The following is a 17,191-nucleotide window of genomic DNA, read 5'->3' as shown; positions in this document are numbered from 1 at the left end:
CGCCGCGTGCCACTGCGCCGGGACGGGCAGGGGTCCACAGTGGACCCATGGCCGTCAGCCAGGACCTCGCCGACCGCGTCCGCGCGGTGCTGGCGCCCCGCGCCCCGTTCGAGGAGCGGACGATGTTCGGCGGCCTCGCGTTCCTCGTCGACGGGCGCATGGCGGTCGCGATCTCCGGGGACGCCCTCATGGTGCGGGTCGGCACGGGCGGACGCACCGCCGCCCTGGAGCGCGGCGCCCGGCCGATGACGATGGGCACCCGCACGATGGCGGGGTGGGTCGTCGTCGACGGTCCGCGCCTGGCGGACACGCGCGAGCTCGACGCCTGGGTGGAGACCGGTCTCCAGGCCGCCCGCACCGCGCGTCCGAGGCCGCCGAGGTAGAGCCGCGGTCACGACCATGCCTCTACCTCGCGCTACCAGGCCTCTACCTCGGCCGGGTCAGAGGTCGCTCGGGACGCCCTGGGCCGTGAGCTCGCTCGTGCCGTCGGCCCACAACCGCAGGATGCTCACCGACGCCGGAGGGACGCGGATCCGCGACCACTGCTCGGGCGGCGCGCCCACGGACGTCCCGATCGCGGCCCGCACCTGGACGGCGTGACCCACGACGACGACGGTGCGGCCCGCGGGCCCGGCACCCGGCAGCATGGTGTCGACGAGGTCGCGCAGCCCCTGCCGGACGCGCACGCCGACGTCGGCGGCGGACTCGCCGCCCGGGGCCGGCGTCGTCCCGGTCGTGTACCAGGCGGGCAGGAGGCCGGGCCACCCGGCGTCCACCTCCGCGGCCGTGAGCCCCTCCCACGCGCCGAAGTCCACCTCGGCGAACCGGTCGTCCGTCGTCACGGGCACCCCGAGGCGGCGGCCGACGGCGCGCGCGCTCTCCTGGGCCCGGACCATGGGCGAGGAGACGACGGCCGACGGGCGCGGCAGGTCGGGCCACGCCTGGCGACCGATCCGGAACACCAGGTCCGCGGCCTGCGCGGCCTGCGTCCGGCCGCGCGCGGTGAGGGACGGTCCCGGCACCGACGAGCCGCTGAACGCGCCCGCGACGGTGAGCGGCGTCTGCCCGTGGCGCACGAGCACGACCGTGAGCGCGGGCGCGTCGTCGAACCGGACGGTGGCGCCCGACGGCCGGGCGGGCGTGTCGACCGCCGCGCCCTCGGGGACGGCGGGGAGGGTCGTCCCGTCCACGGGGACGGGTGCGGTCTCGGTCGCGGGGTCGGCCGCGGCGTCGGACGGCACCTCCGACGTGTCCGCGGGCTCGTGGTCGCGCACGACGGTCCCGCGGGTGTCCATCGCCTCGTTGGCCAGGGCGTCGGCTGCCGCGTTCTGCGCGCGCGGCACCCACTCGTAGGTGACCTGCGCGGCGGGGAGCACCGCCGCGGCCTCGGCCGCCAGGCGGCGCATGTCGTCGTGCTTGATCTGCCACCGCCCCGACATCTGCTCGACGACGAGCCGCGAGTCCATCCGGACGGTCACGCGCGCGTCCGGGTCGATCTCCGCGGCGGCGCGCAGCCCGGCGACGAGACCCGAGTACTCGGCGACGTTGTTCGTCGTCGTGCCGAGGTACGCGGCCCGCTCGGCGAGCACCTGGCCGGTCGCGGCGTCGCGCACGAGCGCCCCGAAGCCCGCGGGCCCCGGGTTGCCGCGCGAGCCGCCGTCGGCCTCGACGACGAGCTGCCGACCGCTCGCCCCGCTCACGCGCCGGCGCCCTCCGGCCGCACCACGATGTGGCCGTAGTCCTCGAGCCGCACCACCTGGTCGGGCGCGGCCGACGTGATCGCCGCGAGCTCGGCCGGGCTCAGCGAGACGTTGAGCCCGTCGACGTGCTGGCCGCGCAGCGCGACGACGCCACGCCCGCCGTTCTGGTCGCGCACGCGCTCGTAGAGCGCGAGCAGGCCCGCGTCGAGACCGGCGACGGCGTCCGTGCGCCGCCCCGCGACCTGCGCGGCCTCGGCGTCGAGCTCGGCATACCGGGCGTCGCGCGCGGCCACGACCTCGGCCTTGGCGGACTCGAGCTCGGCGTGCGCCGACTCGAGCTTCGCGAGGGCCTCCTCGTGCGCCTCGAGCCGCTCCATGACGTCGAGCTCGACCTCCTCGAGGACGCCCTGCCGGCGGGCGAGCGACTCGAGCTCCGCGACGAGCGCCTGCGCGTCCTTCGCCCCGACCTGCCCGGAGTCCAGGCGCGACTGGTCGCGGGCGGCGCGCGTGCGCACCTGCTCGACGTCGCCCTCGGCCTTGGTCAGCTCGCGCCGGAGGTCGCTCACCGCGGTCCGCGACTCCACGAGCTTGCCGCGCAGGTCCTCGAGCTGGGCGTCGAGCTCGGCGATGCGCGCGTGCTCCGGCAGGTTCTTGCGCTGGTGCGCGAGCTGCTGGGCACGCGTGTCGAGCTCCTGGACGTCGAGCAGGCGGAGCTGGTCGGCGGGCGGTGCAGTGGCCACGGGTGGTTCCTTTCGTGGGCCCGATGAGGGCCGGCGTGCGGGTCGGTGGGGACGGGTGGGGGTCGACGCGCGCCGGGGGTCAGCCCTGCGCGGTGTCGCGGGGCGGTCCGGCGTCGGCTGCGGGGTCGGCGGGTGCGGACGGGAACCGCGCCGTCCACGGGTCGGTGACGAGCGTGCTGACCCGCGTCTCCACGGCCGCGCCGGAGCGCGCGAGGACGCGCACGAGGTCCTCGGCAGCGTAGCGGAGCCACGGCCACTCGGAGGCGTAGTGCGGCACGTCGACGAGGAACGGCGTCCCGGCCTCGCCGCCGTCGAGCCGCGCGCGCTCGCGCAGCTCGGACACGGGGTGGTGGCGCAGGTCGGACGTGAGGTAGACGTCGGCCCCGCTCGCGCGCACGGCGTCGAACAGCGAGTCGCCGGACCCGCCCACCACCGCGACCGACTCCACGCGCGCATCGAGGTCGCCCGCCACGCGGACGCCCTGCACCGTCGGAGGCAGCACCTGCGCGACGCGCTGCGCGAACGCGCGCAACGTCGTCGGCTCCGCGAGCCGGCCCACGCGGCCGGTGCCGGTGCGCGCCGCCTCGTGCGGCGACGGCGCGGGGTGCGGCACGAGGGGGACGCGGTGCAGCAGGTCGAGCGCGTCGGCGAGGGCGTTTGCGACCCCGCGCTGCGCGGCGTCGGCGTTGGTGTGCGCGACGTAGAGCGCGCAGCCGCCCCGGATGAGGCGGTGCACGAGCGAGCCCTTGAAGGTCGTCGCGGCGACGGAGTGCACGGGCCGCAGGAACAGCGGGTGGTGCGTCACGAGGAGGTCGGCGCCCCAGGCCAGCGCCTCGTCCGCGACCTCCTCCACGGGGTCGACGGCGAGCAGCACCTTGCCCACGGGCGCGTCCGGGTCCCCGGCGACCAGGCCGACGGCGTCCCAGTCCTCCGCCGTCGACGGCGGGTACAGCTCGTCCAGCGTCCGCACGACGCGGCCGAGCGTCGGGTGCCCCGCGCCCTCGGCCGCCGGGTCCGCAGGAGACGTGTCGGTGCTCGGGTCGGGCGCGGCGGTCATGGCGGCAGGCTATCCCGGGCGGGCCGCCGGACGCCGCTCGCCATGGTTTGATGGATTGCGCAAGCCATCATCCCGTAGCCCGGAGGACCCGTGCCCCGCCCACCCCGACCCGACGACGGCGCCCCGGCCACCGACGAGACCGCCCCCCTCTACCGCATCAAGGCCGAGCTCTTCCGGTGCCTCGCGCACCCCACGCGGATCCAGGTGCTCGAGGTCCTCGCTGCCGACGCCGACCACACCGCGCCCGTCTCCGTGCTGCTCGACGTCACCGGGTGCGAGGCGTCCCAGCTCTCCCAGCACCTCGCGGTGCTGCGCCGGGCGGGCGTCGTCACCTCGACGCGCAGCGGGAACGCCGTCGAGTACCGCCTCGCCGAGCCGCTCGTCGCCGAGCTGCTCGTCGTCGCGCGGGCGTTCCTCCTGTCGAACCTCGCCGGCGCGTCCGACCAGCTCGAGGCCGCGCGGCGGCTCCCGGCCCTGCCCGGCGCGTCCGCGCGCGCGGTGCTCGACGCGACCACGGCGTCGTCCCCCTCGGCATGAACCGCCTCGCCGCCGTCCGCGACCTGCTGCCCCGGCGCTCCGACTACGACCTGCGCCCCCGGACCCTGCGCGCCGACCTCCTCGCCGGCGTCACCGTGGGCGTCGTCGCGCTCCCGCTCGCGCTCGCGTTCGGCGTCAGCTCCGGGGTCGGGGCGGCCGCCGGGCTCGTCACCGCCGTCGTCGCCGGCGTGGTCGCGGCGGTCCTCGGCGGGTCGAACCACCAGGTGTCCGGACCGACCGGGGCGATGGCGGTCGTGCTCGCGCCGGTCGTCGTCACGCACGGCCCGGGCTCCGTGGCGCTCGTCACCGTCCTCGCCGGGCTCGTGGTCCTCGTCGCCGGGCTCGCCCGGCTCGGGCGCGTCGTCACGTACATCCCGTGGCCGGTCGTCGAGGGGTTCACGCTCGGGATCGCGTGCATCATCTTCCTCCAGCAGGTCCCGGCCGCGGTCGGCGTCGAGGTCGCGCCCGGCCACAACACCCTCGTGTCCGCGGTGGAGGCCGTGCGCGCCGCCGTCACCGACGTGCCCGCCGCCCCGGCACTGTGGACGCTCGGCTGCGTCGCGCTCGTCGCCGCGACCATGGTGCTGCTCCCCCGGCTCCACGCGGGGATCCCCGCGTCGCTCGGCGCGGTCGTGCTCGCCACCGTCCTCGTCGAGGTGCTCGGTGCGCCCGTCCCACGCATCGGCGCGCTGCCGTCGTCGCTGCCCGCGCCCGTTCTGCCGTCGGTCACGCCCGGCGCGCTGCGCGACCTCGGCGGCGCCGCGCTCGCCATCGCCGCGCTCGCCGCGATCGAGTCCCTGCTGTCCGCGCGCGTCGCGGCGACCATGGTCCAGTCCGGGCCGGGCGGCGGTTCCGTCTACCAGCCCGACCGGGAGCTCGTCGGCCAGGGCGCCGCCTCCGTCGCCAGCGGCCTCTTCGGCGGCATGCCCGCCACGGGGGCCATCGCCCGCACCGCGGTGAACGTGCGCTCCGGCGCCCGCACGCGGCTCGCCGCCGTCGTGCACGCGGTCGTGATCCTCGCGGTCATGTACCTCGCCACCGGCCCGGTCTCGCGGATCCCGCTCGCCGCGCTCGCCGGCGTCCTCATGGTGACGAGCTTCCGGATGATCGGCGGGCGCACGATCCGCTCCGTCGTCGGCGCCGGGCGCTCCAGCGCGGCGACCTTCGCCGTGACCGCCGTCGTCACCGTCGCGTTCGACCTCGTGCAGGCCATCGAGATCGGCATCCTCGTCGCCGCGTTCTTCGCGCTGCGGACCGTCGCCCGCGCCTCCGGGGTCCACCGCGAGCCGCTGCCCGGCCCCGCCGAGCCGGGCGACGAGCACGTCGCGCTCTTCCGCCTCGAGGGGTCCATGTTCTTCGGCGCCGCCGACCGCGTGCTCGCCGAGGTGACCGACGCCTCGGCGCACGAGGACGTCGCGGTCGTCGTCCTGCGGCTCTCCCAGCTCCGCATGGTCGACGCGACCGGGGCGAAGGCGCTCGGCGGGCTCATCGAGGGCCTCGAGGCGCGCGGCGTCACCGTCCTCGTCAAGGGCGTCCAGGACCGGCACCGCGCGCTGCTCACGAACGTCGGCGCGCTCGCCGAGCTCCGGCACGAGAACCATCTGTTCGACACGCTCGACGCCGCCGTCGAGCACGCGCGCTCCCACGTGCGCCGCGCGGCCACCGGCACCGACGTCCCGCAGGTGCGCGGTCTGCGACCCGCGACGTGAGTGCCTAGCCTGGAGGCGTGCACGAGTACGTGCGGGCCCTGCCGCGAACGCTGCCGCCCGGCGTCGTGTCGATGGTCGGCTACCGTCTGCGGACCGCGACGGCGGACGGCACGCCGTCCGTCCACCGCGGCCTGCCGTCGCCGTGGCTCACGCTCGTCGTGAGCACGGCGGGCGCCGTGCCGACGGCGGTCGGGCCGGACGACGCCCCGGTGGGCTACGCCTCGCTCGTCGGCGGGCTGCACACGCGGCCCGCGTACATCCACCAGCCGCCCGAGCAGGCAGGCGTGCAGCTCGCCCTCGACCCCCTCGCGTGCCGGGAGCTGCTCGGCGTCCGGGCCGGCGAGCTCGGGCTCGTCGAGGACGCGGACGCGGTGCTCGGGCCCGTCGCCGAACGGTTGCGCGAGCATGTGGCCGAGGCGGGCTCGTGGCGCGCGGCGTTCGACGTCGTGCGGGCGGTGCTCACGCAGCCCGGGGGCGTCGCGCCGGGTGGCTCCGTCGCCCGGCGCGACGGCGTGCGCCCCGACGTCGCGGAGGCATGGCGGGTGCTCGTGCGCACGCACGGGCGCGCCCGGGTCCGGGACGTGGCCCGCCACGTCGCGCTGGGCGAACGCCGTCTGGAGACATTGTTCCGGGCGGAGCTCGGGGTCTCGCCGCGCGCGGCCCGCGGGCTCGCGCGGTTCGACGCCGCCCGTCGCGCGGTGCAGCGCCTCGCCCTCGGCCGCGGGCCCCGCACGCTCGCGGACGTCGCCGCGAGCGCCGGGTACGCCGACCACTCCCACCTCGTGCGCGACTTCCGGCGGTTCGCCGGCACGACCCCGACCGGATGGGTTCAGGAGGAGGTCGGGAACATCCAAGCCGGGGGCCACACCGACGGCCCAGCCTGGGACCATGAGCATCCACGAGAGCACCCGGGACACCGCTGACCACACCCCCGCCGTCGACGCGGCCGGGACGCCGACCGGGACGCCGAGCCCCCAGGTCTGGCCCACCCTCCAGGCGCGCGACGCCCGCGCGCTCGTCGCGTTCCTCACCGACGTCGTCGGGTTCGTCGCGACGGCCGTCATGGCGGGCGACGACCGCGACGTCGCGCACGCCCAGCTCGACTGGCCGCACGGCGGCGGGATCATGCTCGGCAGCCACTCCCCCGAGCGGGAGTGGTCGCGCGAGCCGGGGACGTGCGGCACGTACGCCGTCGTGCCCGACGACGCCGCGATCGAGGCGCTCGACGCCCGGCTGCGCGAGCGCGTGCCGGGTACCGGCGGTCGCGTCGTCGTGCCGCTGCGGGACACCGACTACGGGAGCCGCGAGCTCGTGCTCCGGGACCCCGAGGGGAACCTCTGGTCCTTCGGCACGTACCGCGGCGAACCGCGACGGTGACTGCACCGGGCGTCCTGCCCGCCGCGCCTCACTTCGCCTCGGCGTAGTGGTCGACGACCGCGACCGTGAGCGGGAAGTCGACCGGGAAGTCGCCGAACAGGAGGCGACCCGCCTCGGCCGCTGCGGCGCGGACCTCGTGCGCGACCGTCTCGGCGAGCTCGGCCGGCGCGTGCACGACGACCTCGTCGTGCAGGAAGAAGACGAGGTGCGCCCGGTCGGCGAACGGGGCGGGCGCCGCCCCGGGGGTCGCGGCGAGGGGCAGGTCCCACAGCCGCCGCCGGATCGACGCGAGCCAGCACAGCGCCCACTCGGCCGCCGTGCCCTGCACGACGAAGTTGCGCGTGAACCGGCCCCAGGCCCGCGTGTACGACCGGGCCCGCGCCTGCGCGTCGGCCCCGGACCCGGCGTCCTCCGTGGCACCGACCTCCTCGACCGCGTACGCCCCGTCCTGCGCGGCGTGCCACGACTCGCCGGGGCGCGGGGAGCTGCGGCCGAGGAGCGTCGAGACGATCTCCCCGCGCTCACCCGCCTGGGCGGCGCGCTCCACGAGGCCGATGGCGTCGGGGAACGCCTTCGCGAGCCGCGGGAGCACGAGCGCGCTGTCGCCGGTCGTGCCGCCGTACATCGCGCCGAGCATCCCCACCTTCGCGTGGTCGCGGGTCGCGACGGCGCCCGACGCGACGATCCCCGCGTACATGTCGCCCCCACGGCCCGCGGCGGCCATGCGCTCGTCGTGCGCGAGCCCGGCGAGCACGCGCGGCTCGAGCTGCGCGGCGTCGGCCACGACGAGCCGCCAGCCCGGGTCCGCGACGACGGCGCGCCGCACCTGCTTCGGGAGCTGCAGCGCTCCCCCGCCGCTCGACGCCCACCGGCCCGTGACGACCCCGCCCACGACGTACTCGGTACGGAACCGGCCGTCGTGCACCCAGGTGTCGAGCCACGCCCAGCCGTTCGCCGTGAGGAGCCGTGCGAGCTTCTTGTACTCCAGCAGCGGCTCGACGACGGGGTGATCCGTGCGCTCGAGCTCGCCCTTGCGCAGGGACCGCACGCCGACGCCCGCGTACTGCAGCGCCTTGAGCAGGTCGGGGTGGGAGTCGGGGTTGAGCGTGGGCGGCGCGTCGAGCGCCGTACGGATGCGCGCGACGAGCTCCTCCATGCGCGCGGGCCGCTCGCCCGGCCGGGGCCGTGGTCCGAGCTCGCCGCTGAGGATCGCGTCGTGCACGTCGGCGCGCCACGGCACGCCCGCGTGGTGCATCTCGGCGGCGACGAGCGCGCCCGCGGACTCGGCGGCGAGCAGGAGCCGCAGCCGCCCGGCGGCGTCCGGCCCGTCCGCGGCGACGACGGTCGCGAGCTGGTCGCGGAGCTCGGCGACGGGGTCGAGCCGCACGCTCGGGCCGTCCTGCGCACCGAGCTCGAAGAGCCCGACGGGCTGCCGCGGCGCGGACGGGTCGCGCCCGGCCGGCACCGCGACGAGCGCGTCCCAGGGCCCGGGGTCACGTCGTGCGAACGGCGTGCCCGCGACGAGCCGCGAGCGTCGTAGCAGCACGTGGGACAGACGCAGGTCGTGCGACCGCTCCACGCGCCGCCCGGCCGTGAGCAGGGGCGGGTACCACCGGTTCGTGTCGTCCCAGGTCTCGCGGACCGGGTCCGGCGGACCGTCCGCGACGTGCTCGACCCGGGCCCGTCCCGGCGAGCCGACGTGGACGGCGTAGGTGCTCACGCGCTCGCCTCCCGTGCTCGGGGCCCGGGGTCGGGCGCGGCGGCCACGGCGCGCGCGAGCGCCCGGCCCCGGGACGCGATGAAGCCGGCGCGCAGGAGCCGGGCGGAGTCGGGCTCGTGCGCGACGAGGCCGACCGTGGCGGCGAGCGTCGTCGCCCCGAGGTCGTCGGCGGTGCGCGCGGCGCGCGCGAGCGCGCTCGCCTGGTGCGGCGTGAGGTGTCGGCGCCCCGTGGCGGCGAGCGCCACGACCGTGTCGAGCAGCGTGTCGCACACCTCCTCGACGGGCGTGGGCACGACCACCTCCCGCGCGTGCGCGCCGGCACGCCCGCGCAGCGACCGGACCCGGGCGCGGAGCCGGGTCCACGGGGTCGACCACGCCCGGTGGTCGTACGCCGGCGTCAGCGTCGGGACGACGACGTCGAGGCCCTCGCCCGGGCGGTCGACGAACAGCCCGACGGCCTCGTCGCGCCGCGACGCGAGGTCGCGCTCGACGGCGACGGCGACCACGCGCCGGCTCCCCGCCGCGACCCCGAGCAGGGTGTCGCACGCCGCCTCGTCCGCGGCGTCGACGCGCACGACCGTCTCCGCGCCGTCCGCCGCGACCAGCGTCCAGGTGAGCTCCTGGGCGACCTCGTCGAGACCGATCGCCCCTGCCTCGCGCACCATGACGACCCGCACGGCGGCGGGTGTCCGGCCGAACCCGGCCTCGACCCGCGGCGGGGTCGTCGCGGTGCGGGCCGCGACGTCACGGAGCTCGTCGGCGTCGAGCGCCCCGAGCGGCTCGACGGCGGGCCCCTCGCCCGCGCGCAGCCCCGTGTCCGCCCGCTCAGTCGCGCCGCGGAGCGCGAACGGGCCGCGGCACAGCGCCTCGACCGAGCGGCCCCAGACGAGCGGGAGGTCCCACGAGCGCCGGAAGGTCGGGTCGGCGCCCGGCGGGCGGCCGGTGGTGACCGACCGCACGCGCCCGGCGTCCGCGTCCCACAGGTGCACGGTCACCCCGCGCGCGCCCGACGCCGCGACCCACCACCGCGCACCGAGCGGCACGACCCGCGCCAGGTCGGTCGGGCGCTCGTCGGGCGTGCCGGCGTCGGGCGGCGGCTCCGCCTGCACGTACGCCCACAGCTCGGCCAGGGCCAGGAGGCAGTCCGTCTCGTCGACCGCGTCGCGGCGGTCCGCGAGCGCCTCGAGCCGCCCGACCGCGGACGTCACGAGACGCTGGACCGCGGGCCGTCGGCCGAGCCGCGCCACCACGCCCGCACCGCGCAGCTCCTCCAGGTCGTCGCGGCCGACGTGCGAGAGCCCGACGTCGAGCAGCCGCTCGACCGCGCGCACGACCTCGTCGGCCACCGCCCGGGCGTCGGGGACGCCCGTGACACGCGGCGTCGCGGCGGCCCGCTCGGGCCAGGGCCACGGCCGGCCGTGCGCACGCCACACGTGCACGAGCGCCTCCAGCCGCCACCGGCGCTCGTCGGCGTCGCTCCACGCCGCCCCCTCGCGGGCCACGAGCATCCCCGGGAACCCCGCCCCCGCGACGTACGTGACGCGCGGCGCGCCGGGCCACGAGACCTCCGCGCGCGGGCCGTCGACCGCCACCTCCACGGGCGGCCCCCGACCGCCCCCTCCACGGGCAGACCGTCGGCCGACGCCTGCGCGGGACGAGCGGGCACCGTCTCGGCGACCGCCCGCACGACGGCGGCGCCCGCGGCACGGTGCACGACGCGCGGGTCGAGCGCGAGGATCTCCGCCACCGGGTCCGGGGCGGGAGGGGACGGCGTCGCGCCGTCACCTGCCACGGCGGGAGGCGGCGCGGGTGCGGCACCCGTCCCCCGCGCCCACAGGCTCGCGGCCACGACGTGCTGGCACGTGCCCGGCGTCGGGCACGCGCACCGCGCCCCCGCGGGACCGCGCGCGTCGAGCTCGACCCGCACCCCGGCCACGGACACGACGACGCCGTCGGGGCGCGCCTCGACCGGCTCGACCCGCCCGGCGGCGACGTCCTTGCGGGCGCGCCGCACGAGGCCCGGGCTCGCGAGCGTGGCGAGGGCGTCGTCGTCGTACCCCGCGTACACCGCAGCCCACGCACCGGGCCCGGCGCCGACCCCGTTCACGGGAGCACCTCGCCCAGCCACTCGGCGAACCGCTCCGGCGTGAGCGCCGCGATCTCCATGCCCTGCTCCGCGAGCCGGCGCGCGACGCCGCGGTCGTACGCGGGGTTCGCCTGCCCGTCGAGGGCCGCGAGCCCGAGCAGCCGGACGCCCGACGCGTGCAGGCGCCCCACCGCGGACACCAGTTGCGACACCGAGCCACCCTCCTCGAAGTCGCTGACGAGCGCGACGACCGTGCGCCGCGGGTCGCGCACGTGCTGCTCCGCGTACCGCACGGCGCGCGCGATGTCGGTCCCGCCGCCGAGCTGCGCGGTGAGCAGCACCGTCACCGGGTCGTGCGCGAGGTGCGACATGTCGACGACCGCCGTGTCGAACAGGACGAGGCGGACCGTGATCCCCGGCAGCCCCGCGAGGATGCCCGCGCTCACCGCGCTGTAGAGCACCGAGGCCGCCATGGACCCCGACTGGTCGACGAGCAGCACGACGTCGTACGACAGCGCCCGGCGCCGCCGCGCCGAGAAGCGCAGGTCCGTGACGAGCAGGCGCCCGCGCTCCGTGTCCCACCGGCCGAGGTTCGCGCGGACCGTCGCGGCGGCGTCGAACGTGCGGCTGGATCGCACGAACGAGCGGCGGGACCGGTCCCGGCGCCCGTCGACGGCCGTCACGAAGCGGGGGCGCAGGCGGCGCACCACGTCCTCGACGACGCGCGCGACGAGCCGTCGCAGCCCGTCCTGGACCTGCGGCCCGAGCCTGCCTCGCACGCGCAGGAGCGCCGACGCCAGCTCGGTGCTCGGCTCGACGGCCTCGACCGCCTGCGGGTCCGCGAGCAGCTCCGTCATGCCGTACCGGCCGACCGCCTCGACCTGCATGCGCTCGAACGTCTCGCGCGGGAACAGCGCGCGCGCCGACCCCAGCCAGTCGAGCCCCTCGACGATCGACCCGCCGCGGCCGCCTCCGCGGCCCCTGCCCCGGTCGCCGTCGGGGTCTCCCCCGGTGCCGTGCCGGTGGCCCCGCGCGGTGTACTCGCGGTCATAGAGGTGCCCGAGCGTGCGGTCCAGCGACTGGTCCGGCGGCGCCACGGGCAGCGTGTCGCCCGCGTACCGGCCCAGCACGAGGCGCCAGCGCCGCGCGGCCTCCTGGTCGTCCGCCCGCCCGGCCACGCCCAGACCGCCGCCCGCCGTCACGAGGCGCTCCCGCGAGCCCACGCGCCCAGCCCGTCCCGCTCGAGGACGGCGACGAGCTCGCGCTCCACCACCAGCGCGGCCCGCAGGTCGTCCTCCGAGACGTGCACGCGCCGGTCCAGCGCGTCCGCGCGCGTCCCGGTGCGGGCGGCGACGCGCTCGGCGAGCCGGTGCGTCTCGGTCGGCCGCAACCACGTGAACGCGCGCCGCAGGTCCGGCAGGACCGCGCGGAACGCGTCCTCGTCGAGACCACGCAGGCCCTCGTCGACGGCGTCAAACATCTCCGGCGTGTGGAGCAGGAGGTCCGGGGCCGCGCGCAGGACCCCGCCGAGGAACGCCGTCGCCGCCACGGGGTCCGCGCCGGGTGCGAGCTGGGCCCGCACCCGCTCGACGAGCCCGCGGTCGCCGGGCTCGCCGCCGAGCTCGTCGTCGAGCTCGTCGTCGACGGCGGCGAACGCGGTGAGCGCGCCGCGCACCGCCGGGGACGCGTCGGCGTCCTCGCGCACGAGCGCGAGCGCCTGCCCCACCGTCGCGGCCGCCGAGCCCGGTCCGTCCCGGCCCGCGCCGCGCACGTCGCGCACGAGGGACCGCAGCGCGACGAGGCTCGCCAGGGCGTCGTCCTGCGTCGTCGCGTCGGCCGCCGCGAGGTCCGGGACCAGGTACGCGGCCGTGGCCAGCCCCTGCTCCGCGAGGTCGAGCAGGGCCTCCGCGTGGTCGCCCAGCTCCAGCTCGACGCGCGCCCGCCACAGCGCGACGAGCCGTCGCATGCCCGCGACGACGGACGCGAGCGACGGGTCCACGTCGAGCGTGGAGCGCACGAGCGCGACGAGCGGGGGCAGCCGCTCCGGCAGGCCGACGACGACGCACTGCGCGACGAGGCGCGCGACGGCGTCGCTCGAGCGCTCCTCGCGCGCCCGGTCGCGCGCGTCGTCGAGCAGCGCGACCGCGACCGCCTCGAGCGTCGCCCCGCGGTGGGAGAGCTCGACGAGGCGCGCCTCGACGAGCGGCGTCCACGCGTACGTCCACTCCTCCAGCACGAGACCCAGCCCGCGGCCCGCGACGTGGTCGGGGCCCGAGACCCGGCGGGCGAAGCCCAGCTCGAGGAACGCGCACAGCGCGAGGAACCGGCGCCGGTCGCGGTGCGCGGCACGACGGCGGGCGTCGAGCCGCACGGTGCGCGGCACGGCGTCGGACACGTCGAGACGCAGCGCCCGGGCGCGGGCCCGGGCCTCCTCGACGAGCGGCGGGGCCGCACCGCCCGGGGCGACGTCACCGAGCGCGCGCCCGGCGAAGACCTCGGCGACCGCGAGACCGAGCGGGCGGTCGCCCGCGGCGTCCAGGTCGTCCGGGTCCTTCACGTAGCACGAGGTGATCGCGTCGAGCAGGTCGGTGCGGCACGGCCAGGGCCGTTCCCGCAGGGCCGCGAGCCGGTGCGCGTGCTCGACGGCGGCCTGGGACTGGGCCACGCTCACGAGGGCCCCGCGCTCCGACGCCCCGCGCCCGACGTCGACCAGCACCCCGGCCGCGGCGGCAGCAGGCCCGGCCGGGTCGTGGTGCGCGGCCCAGAGCCGGTCGTAGTAGCCCGGCGCGGGCATGCCCGCGCCGTACCCCCGCAGGGCGTCGAGCCGCTCGTCGTCGTAGCGGACGAGCCACGCGGGAGCGTCGGCGAGGTCGCCGTACCCGTCCGCGGGGCGCCGCGCCACGACCGTCGCGCCGTGCTCGCTCCCGACGAGCGCCTCGACGAGGGCGAGCGTGTGGAACGCGCCCGTCACGACGACGACCGGCCCGTCCGCACGCGCGGCGTGCTCCGCGACGCGCGCGGACATGCGCGCCTCGCGGTCCAGCGAGCCGTCGGCGGCGAGCGCCTCGTCCTCGTAGTCGAGCCGCGCGAGCGCGGCCCACGCGAACACGTCGTCGACGAGCTCGCGCCAGTCGTGCAGGCGCGCCGTCTCGCGCGCCTCGAAGAGGTGGTCCCACAGCTCGTCGTGGTCGCGGCATCCGAGCCGCTCCGCGAGCCGGGCGACCGTGCGCGAGTGCGCGAGGTGGCGCTCCGCGAGGACGGTCCGCGCGGCCGCTCCCCGCTCGTCGTCCTCCTCGGCCGTCCGTTCCCCCCACGGGGAGTCGACGAACGCGAGCTCCGCGCCCGCCGCGTGCCCCGCGCGCAGGGCGACCCACTCGGGCGAGTACCGCGCGAGCGGGTAGAAGCCCGCGGCGCGCACGCCGCCTCCCGCGGCGTCCGCGAGGTCGCCGGCGAGGCTGAGGACCGCGACGGGCGGGACCGTCCGCTCGTCGAGCAGCGCGGGCAGGAGGCGCGTGTACTCCTCGGGCCCCTCGACGAGCACGACGGACGGCCGGACCTCGGCGACCAGCGCGGCCACCGCGACCGCGCAGGCGGGACTGTGGTGGCGCACCCCGACGAGGTGCACGCCGTCCCGCTCGCGCAGCAGCGCGAAGTCGTGGGCCGCCTGGCGCAGCCGCGGCGGCGCGGCGCCCCACGCGGCGCGCAGGGCTACCGCCACAGGTCGCCCGCCGCCGTGAGGAAGTCCTTCCAGCGTGCGTCCGACCGCGCGCGCTCCCGCACGACGTTGTCCACGTAGTGCCGCAGCCGCCGCGCGTCCTCCTCGTCGCCCTTGAGCGCGACGCCGCCCACCTGGCGCGCGACCTGCCCGGCCGTGACCGTGCCGTCGCCGAGGTAGCGCGCCTCGAGCGACGCCGCGATCGCGACGTTCACCGCCTCCGCCGTCGACATCACGGTCTCGGGGCGCTTGACCGGTGCGCCGCTCGCCGTCGTGCCGGTGCGCAGGTCCTGGAACACGGTGACGAGCACCTCGAGCACGTCACGGTCGAGCACGGGACGGTCCGCGGCCGGCCCCAGTTCCGCCGTGAGGCGCGTCTCGACGAGCTCGATCTCGAACGCGCGGTCGCGGATCGGCGCGACCGTCTCGAAGTTGAAGCGCCGCTTGAGCGCGGCCGACATCTCGTGGACCCCGCGGTCGCGCAGGTTCGCCGTGGCGAGCACGTTGAATCCGGGCCGCGCCGCGACACGGGCGTCGGCGCCGAGCTCGGGAACCATGAGCTGCTTCTCGGACAGCACGGAGACGAGCGTGTCCTGGATCTCCGGGGCGCAGCGCGTGATCTCCTCGAACCGCGCGACGCGCCCGCTCTCCATCGCGCGGTAGACGGGCGACGGGACGAGCGAGCGCTCGCTCGGCCCCTCCGCGATGAGGAGCGCGTAGTTCCACGAGTACCGCACGTGGTCCTCGCTCGTGCCCGCGGTGCCCTGCACCGTGAGGGTCGACGTGCCGCTCGCGGCCGCGGCGAGCAGCTCGGACAGCAGGGACTTGGCCGTGCCGGGCTCACCGACGAGCATGAGGCCCTGCCTGCCGAGCAGCGACACGACCGCGCGGTCGACGAGCGGGTCGTCACCGAAGAACTTGCGGCTCACGCCCAGCTCCCGGTCGCCCACGACGAACGCCCGCACGGCGCGCGGGCTCAGGCGCCAGCCCGGCGGGACGTCGGCCCCGCGCCGGGCGTCGGCCTGCGCGAGCACCGCGAGCTCGTCGGCGTACCGGACCTCCGCCGGCGGTCGCAGCTCGGCGAGCGCCAGGGGCGCCTGCTCGTCACCGGTCGTCGTGCTCGTCACCCGGGCTCCTCCTCGGTCCGGTCGCGGGCACCGTGCCCGTGGTCCTGCAGGTCAGCGTAGGAGCCGCGTCCCACACGGCCGGCGCCGGTGCCGCGGGAGCGGTCGTCGACGGGTTCGGCGGCCGTGCCCGTCACGGGGGCGCGCTCCCCACCGGCCCAGGATGCGCCCGTGGCACGTCCCGCCGGGACCACGCGGTGCGGGTCGGCCTCCGCGTTCACGACGCCGCCCACGAGCACGACGATGCTCGTGAGCCAGCCCCAGAGGACCCCGGCGAGGACGAGGCCGAGCATCTGCCCGGCCGCCTGGACGACCGCCGTCGTCCCCGCCTCGGAGCCCGGCGCCGCCGGTCCCGCGAGCCGGACGTAGAGACCGAACCCCCAGGACACGAGGAGGACGCCACCGGTCCCGACGGCCGCGCCGGGCAGGCACCGCCGCCACGTCGTGTCGACGTTCGGTGCGTAGCGGTAGAGCAGCGTGAGGTACGCGCCGCAGACGAGCACGACGGTCGGCCAACGCAGCACGTCCCACGTCTGCCGGAAGGCCGCGTCGAGGCCGAGCCGCTCGGCCAGGTCGGCGCCGTCGCCCAGGAGCGGGCCGACGACGACGAGAGCGACGACGGACACCGCCGTGACGATCGCGCCGAGGGCGAGCGCGACCCCCAGGACGTACTGCGCCACGACCCCGCGGCGCCGCTCGACGCCATACGCGTCGTCCAGGGCGCGGACCGCGGCGCGGAAGACGCGGCTCGCGAGCCAGAGCGCCACGAGGAACGACCCGACGGCGAACCCGGTGCGCTGCTCGTCGAGCAGGCTGTCGACGAGCGGCGCGACGACCGAGGTCGACACGTGCTCGGCGAACACCGTGGTGAGCCCGCCGACGATCGACGAGCGGATCGAGTCGACGGTGTCGTCGCCGAGGAGCGGGCGCAGGAAGCCGAGGCTCGACCCGATCGCGGTCGTCAGCGGGATGAGCGAGATGAGGCCGTAGTACGACATCTCGGCGGCGAGGCCCGTGACGCGGACCCCGGCGACGCGGAACGCCGAACGGGCGGCGACGTCGGCGACGCGCACGCCTCGCACGCGCGGCCCGGTGCGCGCCGCGGCGGCGAGCACGCGGTCCTGCCACGCGACCCGGCCCGCCGCGCGCTCGCGCCGCCGCGCCGTCCACGGGCGGACCACCGCTCGCGCGCACCACGTCCCGGCGGCGACCGCGCCGGCCGCGGCGGGCACGCTCGCGAGGGCGCCGAGCGCCCGGGTCCCGCCGTCGTCCGCGGCGACGGCCACCACGACGACGACCGCCCCGACGCCCGCGAGGGCGAGCAGCGTCGACGTCGCCGTGCTCACGGCGGACCGGACCGCCGTCGACCGACGCGCGAGCACGGCGACGAGCAGCCAGGCGAGCGTCGCGACGACGATCACGGGGC

14 protein-coding genes are annotated in these 17,191 nt (G+C 77.7%); 5 read left to right on the top strand and 9 right to left on the bottom strand.

All coding sequences use genetic code 11. The annotated features are described in order from the left end of the window. Positions 1–47 precede the first annotated feature (47 nt). Positions 48–383, top strand: coding sequence for a TfoX/Sxy family protein (locus B8281_RS11060; protein WP_085387734.1), 336 nt, complete (start codon positions 48–50; stop codon positions 381–383). Between the two features lie 57 nt (positions 384–440). On the opposite strand, the gene B8281_RS11055 is transcribed toward B8281_RS11060, so the two are convergent. The 3 genes from B8281_RS11055 to B8281_RS11045 form a co-directional block, all read right to left on the bottom strand. Continuing rightward, on the bottom strand, positions 441–1,700 hold the full coding sequence (locus tag B8281_RS11055) for a bifunctional RNase H/acid phosphatase (RefSeq protein ID WP_085387733.1): 1,260 nt from the start codon (positions 1,698–1,700) through the stop codon (positions 441–443). Continuing rightward, positions 1,697–2,440, bottom strand: a complete 744-nt coding sequence (locus B8281_RS11050; protein ID WP_034653131.1) for a zinc ribbon domain-containing protein — start codon at positions 2,438–2,440, stop codon at positions 1,697–1,699. The genes B8281_RS11055 and B8281_RS11050 overlap by 4 nt, the downstream gene beginning before the upstream one ends. A 79-nt stretch (positions 2,441–2,519) precedes the next feature. Then, positions 2,520–3,497, bottom strand: coding sequence for a Nif3-like dinuclear metal center hexameric protein (locus tag B8281_RS11045; protein WP_085387732.1), 978 nt, complete (start codon positions 3,495–3,497; stop codon positions 2,520–2,522). Between the two features lie 90 nt (positions 3,498–3,587). Here B8281_RS11045 and B8281_RS11040 point away from each other — a divergent pair, with 90 nt between their 5' ends. From B8281_RS11040 to B8281_RS11025, 4 genes are read left to right on the top strand one after another with little or no spacing between them, the layout of a single operon-like run. Next, the gene (locus B8281_RS11040) at positions 3,588–4,034 is read left to right on the top strand and encodes a metalloregulator ArsR/SmtB family transcription factor (protein ID WP_085387731.1); all 447 of its coding nucleotides are present in this window, start codon (positions 3,588–3,590) and stop codon (positions 4,032–4,034) included. Further along, on the top strand, positions 4,031–5,743 hold the full coding sequence (locus B8281_RS11035) for a SulP family inorganic anion transporter (RefSeq protein ID WP_085387730.1): 1,713 nt from the start codon (positions 4,031–4,033) through the stop codon (positions 5,741–5,743). The genes B8281_RS11040 and B8281_RS11035 overlap by 4 nt, the downstream gene beginning before the upstream one ends. A 17-nt stretch (positions 5,744–5,760) precedes the next feature. Continuing rightward, entirely contained in the window at positions 5,761–6,666 is a 906-nt protein-coding gene (locus B8281_RS11030; RefSeq protein ID WP_198163056.1) for a helix-turn-helix domain-containing protein, read from the top strand. Beyond that, on the top strand, positions 6,632–7,120 hold the full coding sequence (locus tag B8281_RS11025) for a VOC family protein (protein WP_085387729.1): 489 nt from the start codon (positions 6,632–6,634) through the stop codon (positions 7,118–7,120). Before B8281_RS11030 ends, B8281_RS11025 begins: the two co-directional genes overlap by 35 nt. Before the next feature lie 28 nt (positions 7,121–7,148). On the opposite strand, the gene B8281_RS11020 is transcribed toward B8281_RS11025, so the two are convergent. From B8281_RS11020 to B8281_RS10995, 6 genes are all read right to left on the bottom strand, one after another. Further along, complete coding sequence (locus B8281_RS11020) at positions 7,149–8,840, bottom strand: bifunctional 3'-5' exonuclease/DNA polymerase (RefSeq protein ID WP_085387728.1); 1,692 nt, start codon at positions 8,838–8,840, stop codon at positions 7,149–7,151. After that, the gene (locus B8281_RS11015) at positions 8,837–10,438 is read right to left on the bottom strand and encodes a hypothetical protein (RefSeq protein WP_085387727.1); all 1,602 of its coding nucleotides are present in this window, start codon (positions 10,436–10,438) and stop codon (positions 8,837–8,839) included. Before B8281_RS11015 ends, B8281_RS11020 begins: the two co-directional genes overlap by 4 nt. A gap of 505 nt (positions 10,439–10,943) precedes the next feature. Further along, positions 10,944–12,149, bottom strand: coding sequence for a VWA domain-containing protein (locus tag B8281_RS11010; RefSeq protein WP_198163055.1), 1,206 nt, complete (start codon positions 12,147–12,149; stop codon positions 10,944–10,946). Next, entirely contained in the window at positions 12,125–14,644 is a 2,520-nt protein-coding gene (locus B8281_RS11005) for a DUF5682 family protein (RefSeq protein WP_085387726.1), read from the bottom strand. Before B8281_RS11005 ends, B8281_RS11010 begins: the two co-directional genes overlap by 25 nt. After that, on the bottom strand, positions 14,635–15,768 hold the full coding sequence (locus B8281_RS11000) for an AAA family ATPase (protein ID WP_085387725.1): 1,134 nt from the start codon (positions 15,766–15,768) through the stop codon (positions 14,635–14,637). Before B8281_RS11000 ends, B8281_RS11005 begins: the two co-directional genes overlap by 10 nt. Beyond that, on the bottom strand, positions 15,765–17,186 hold the full coding sequence (locus B8281_RS10995) for a YihY/virulence factor BrkB family protein (RefSeq protein WP_085387724.1): 1,422 nt from the start codon (positions 17,184–17,186) through the stop codon (positions 15,765–15,767). The genes B8281_RS11000 and B8281_RS10995 overlap by 4 nt, the downstream gene beginning before the upstream one ends. Positions 17,187–17,191 lie beyond the last annotated feature (5 nt).

Source organism: Cellulosimicrobium sp. TH-20, assembly GCF_002105775.1.
In the GTDB taxonomy this organism is placed as follows: domain Bacteria; phylum Actinomycetota; class Actinomycetes; order Actinomycetales; family Cellulomonadaceae; genus Cellulosimicrobium; species Cellulosimicrobium funkei.
Note: the sequence above shows the minus strand (reverse complement) of the source record. Positions and strands in the feature narration are given on the sequence as shown.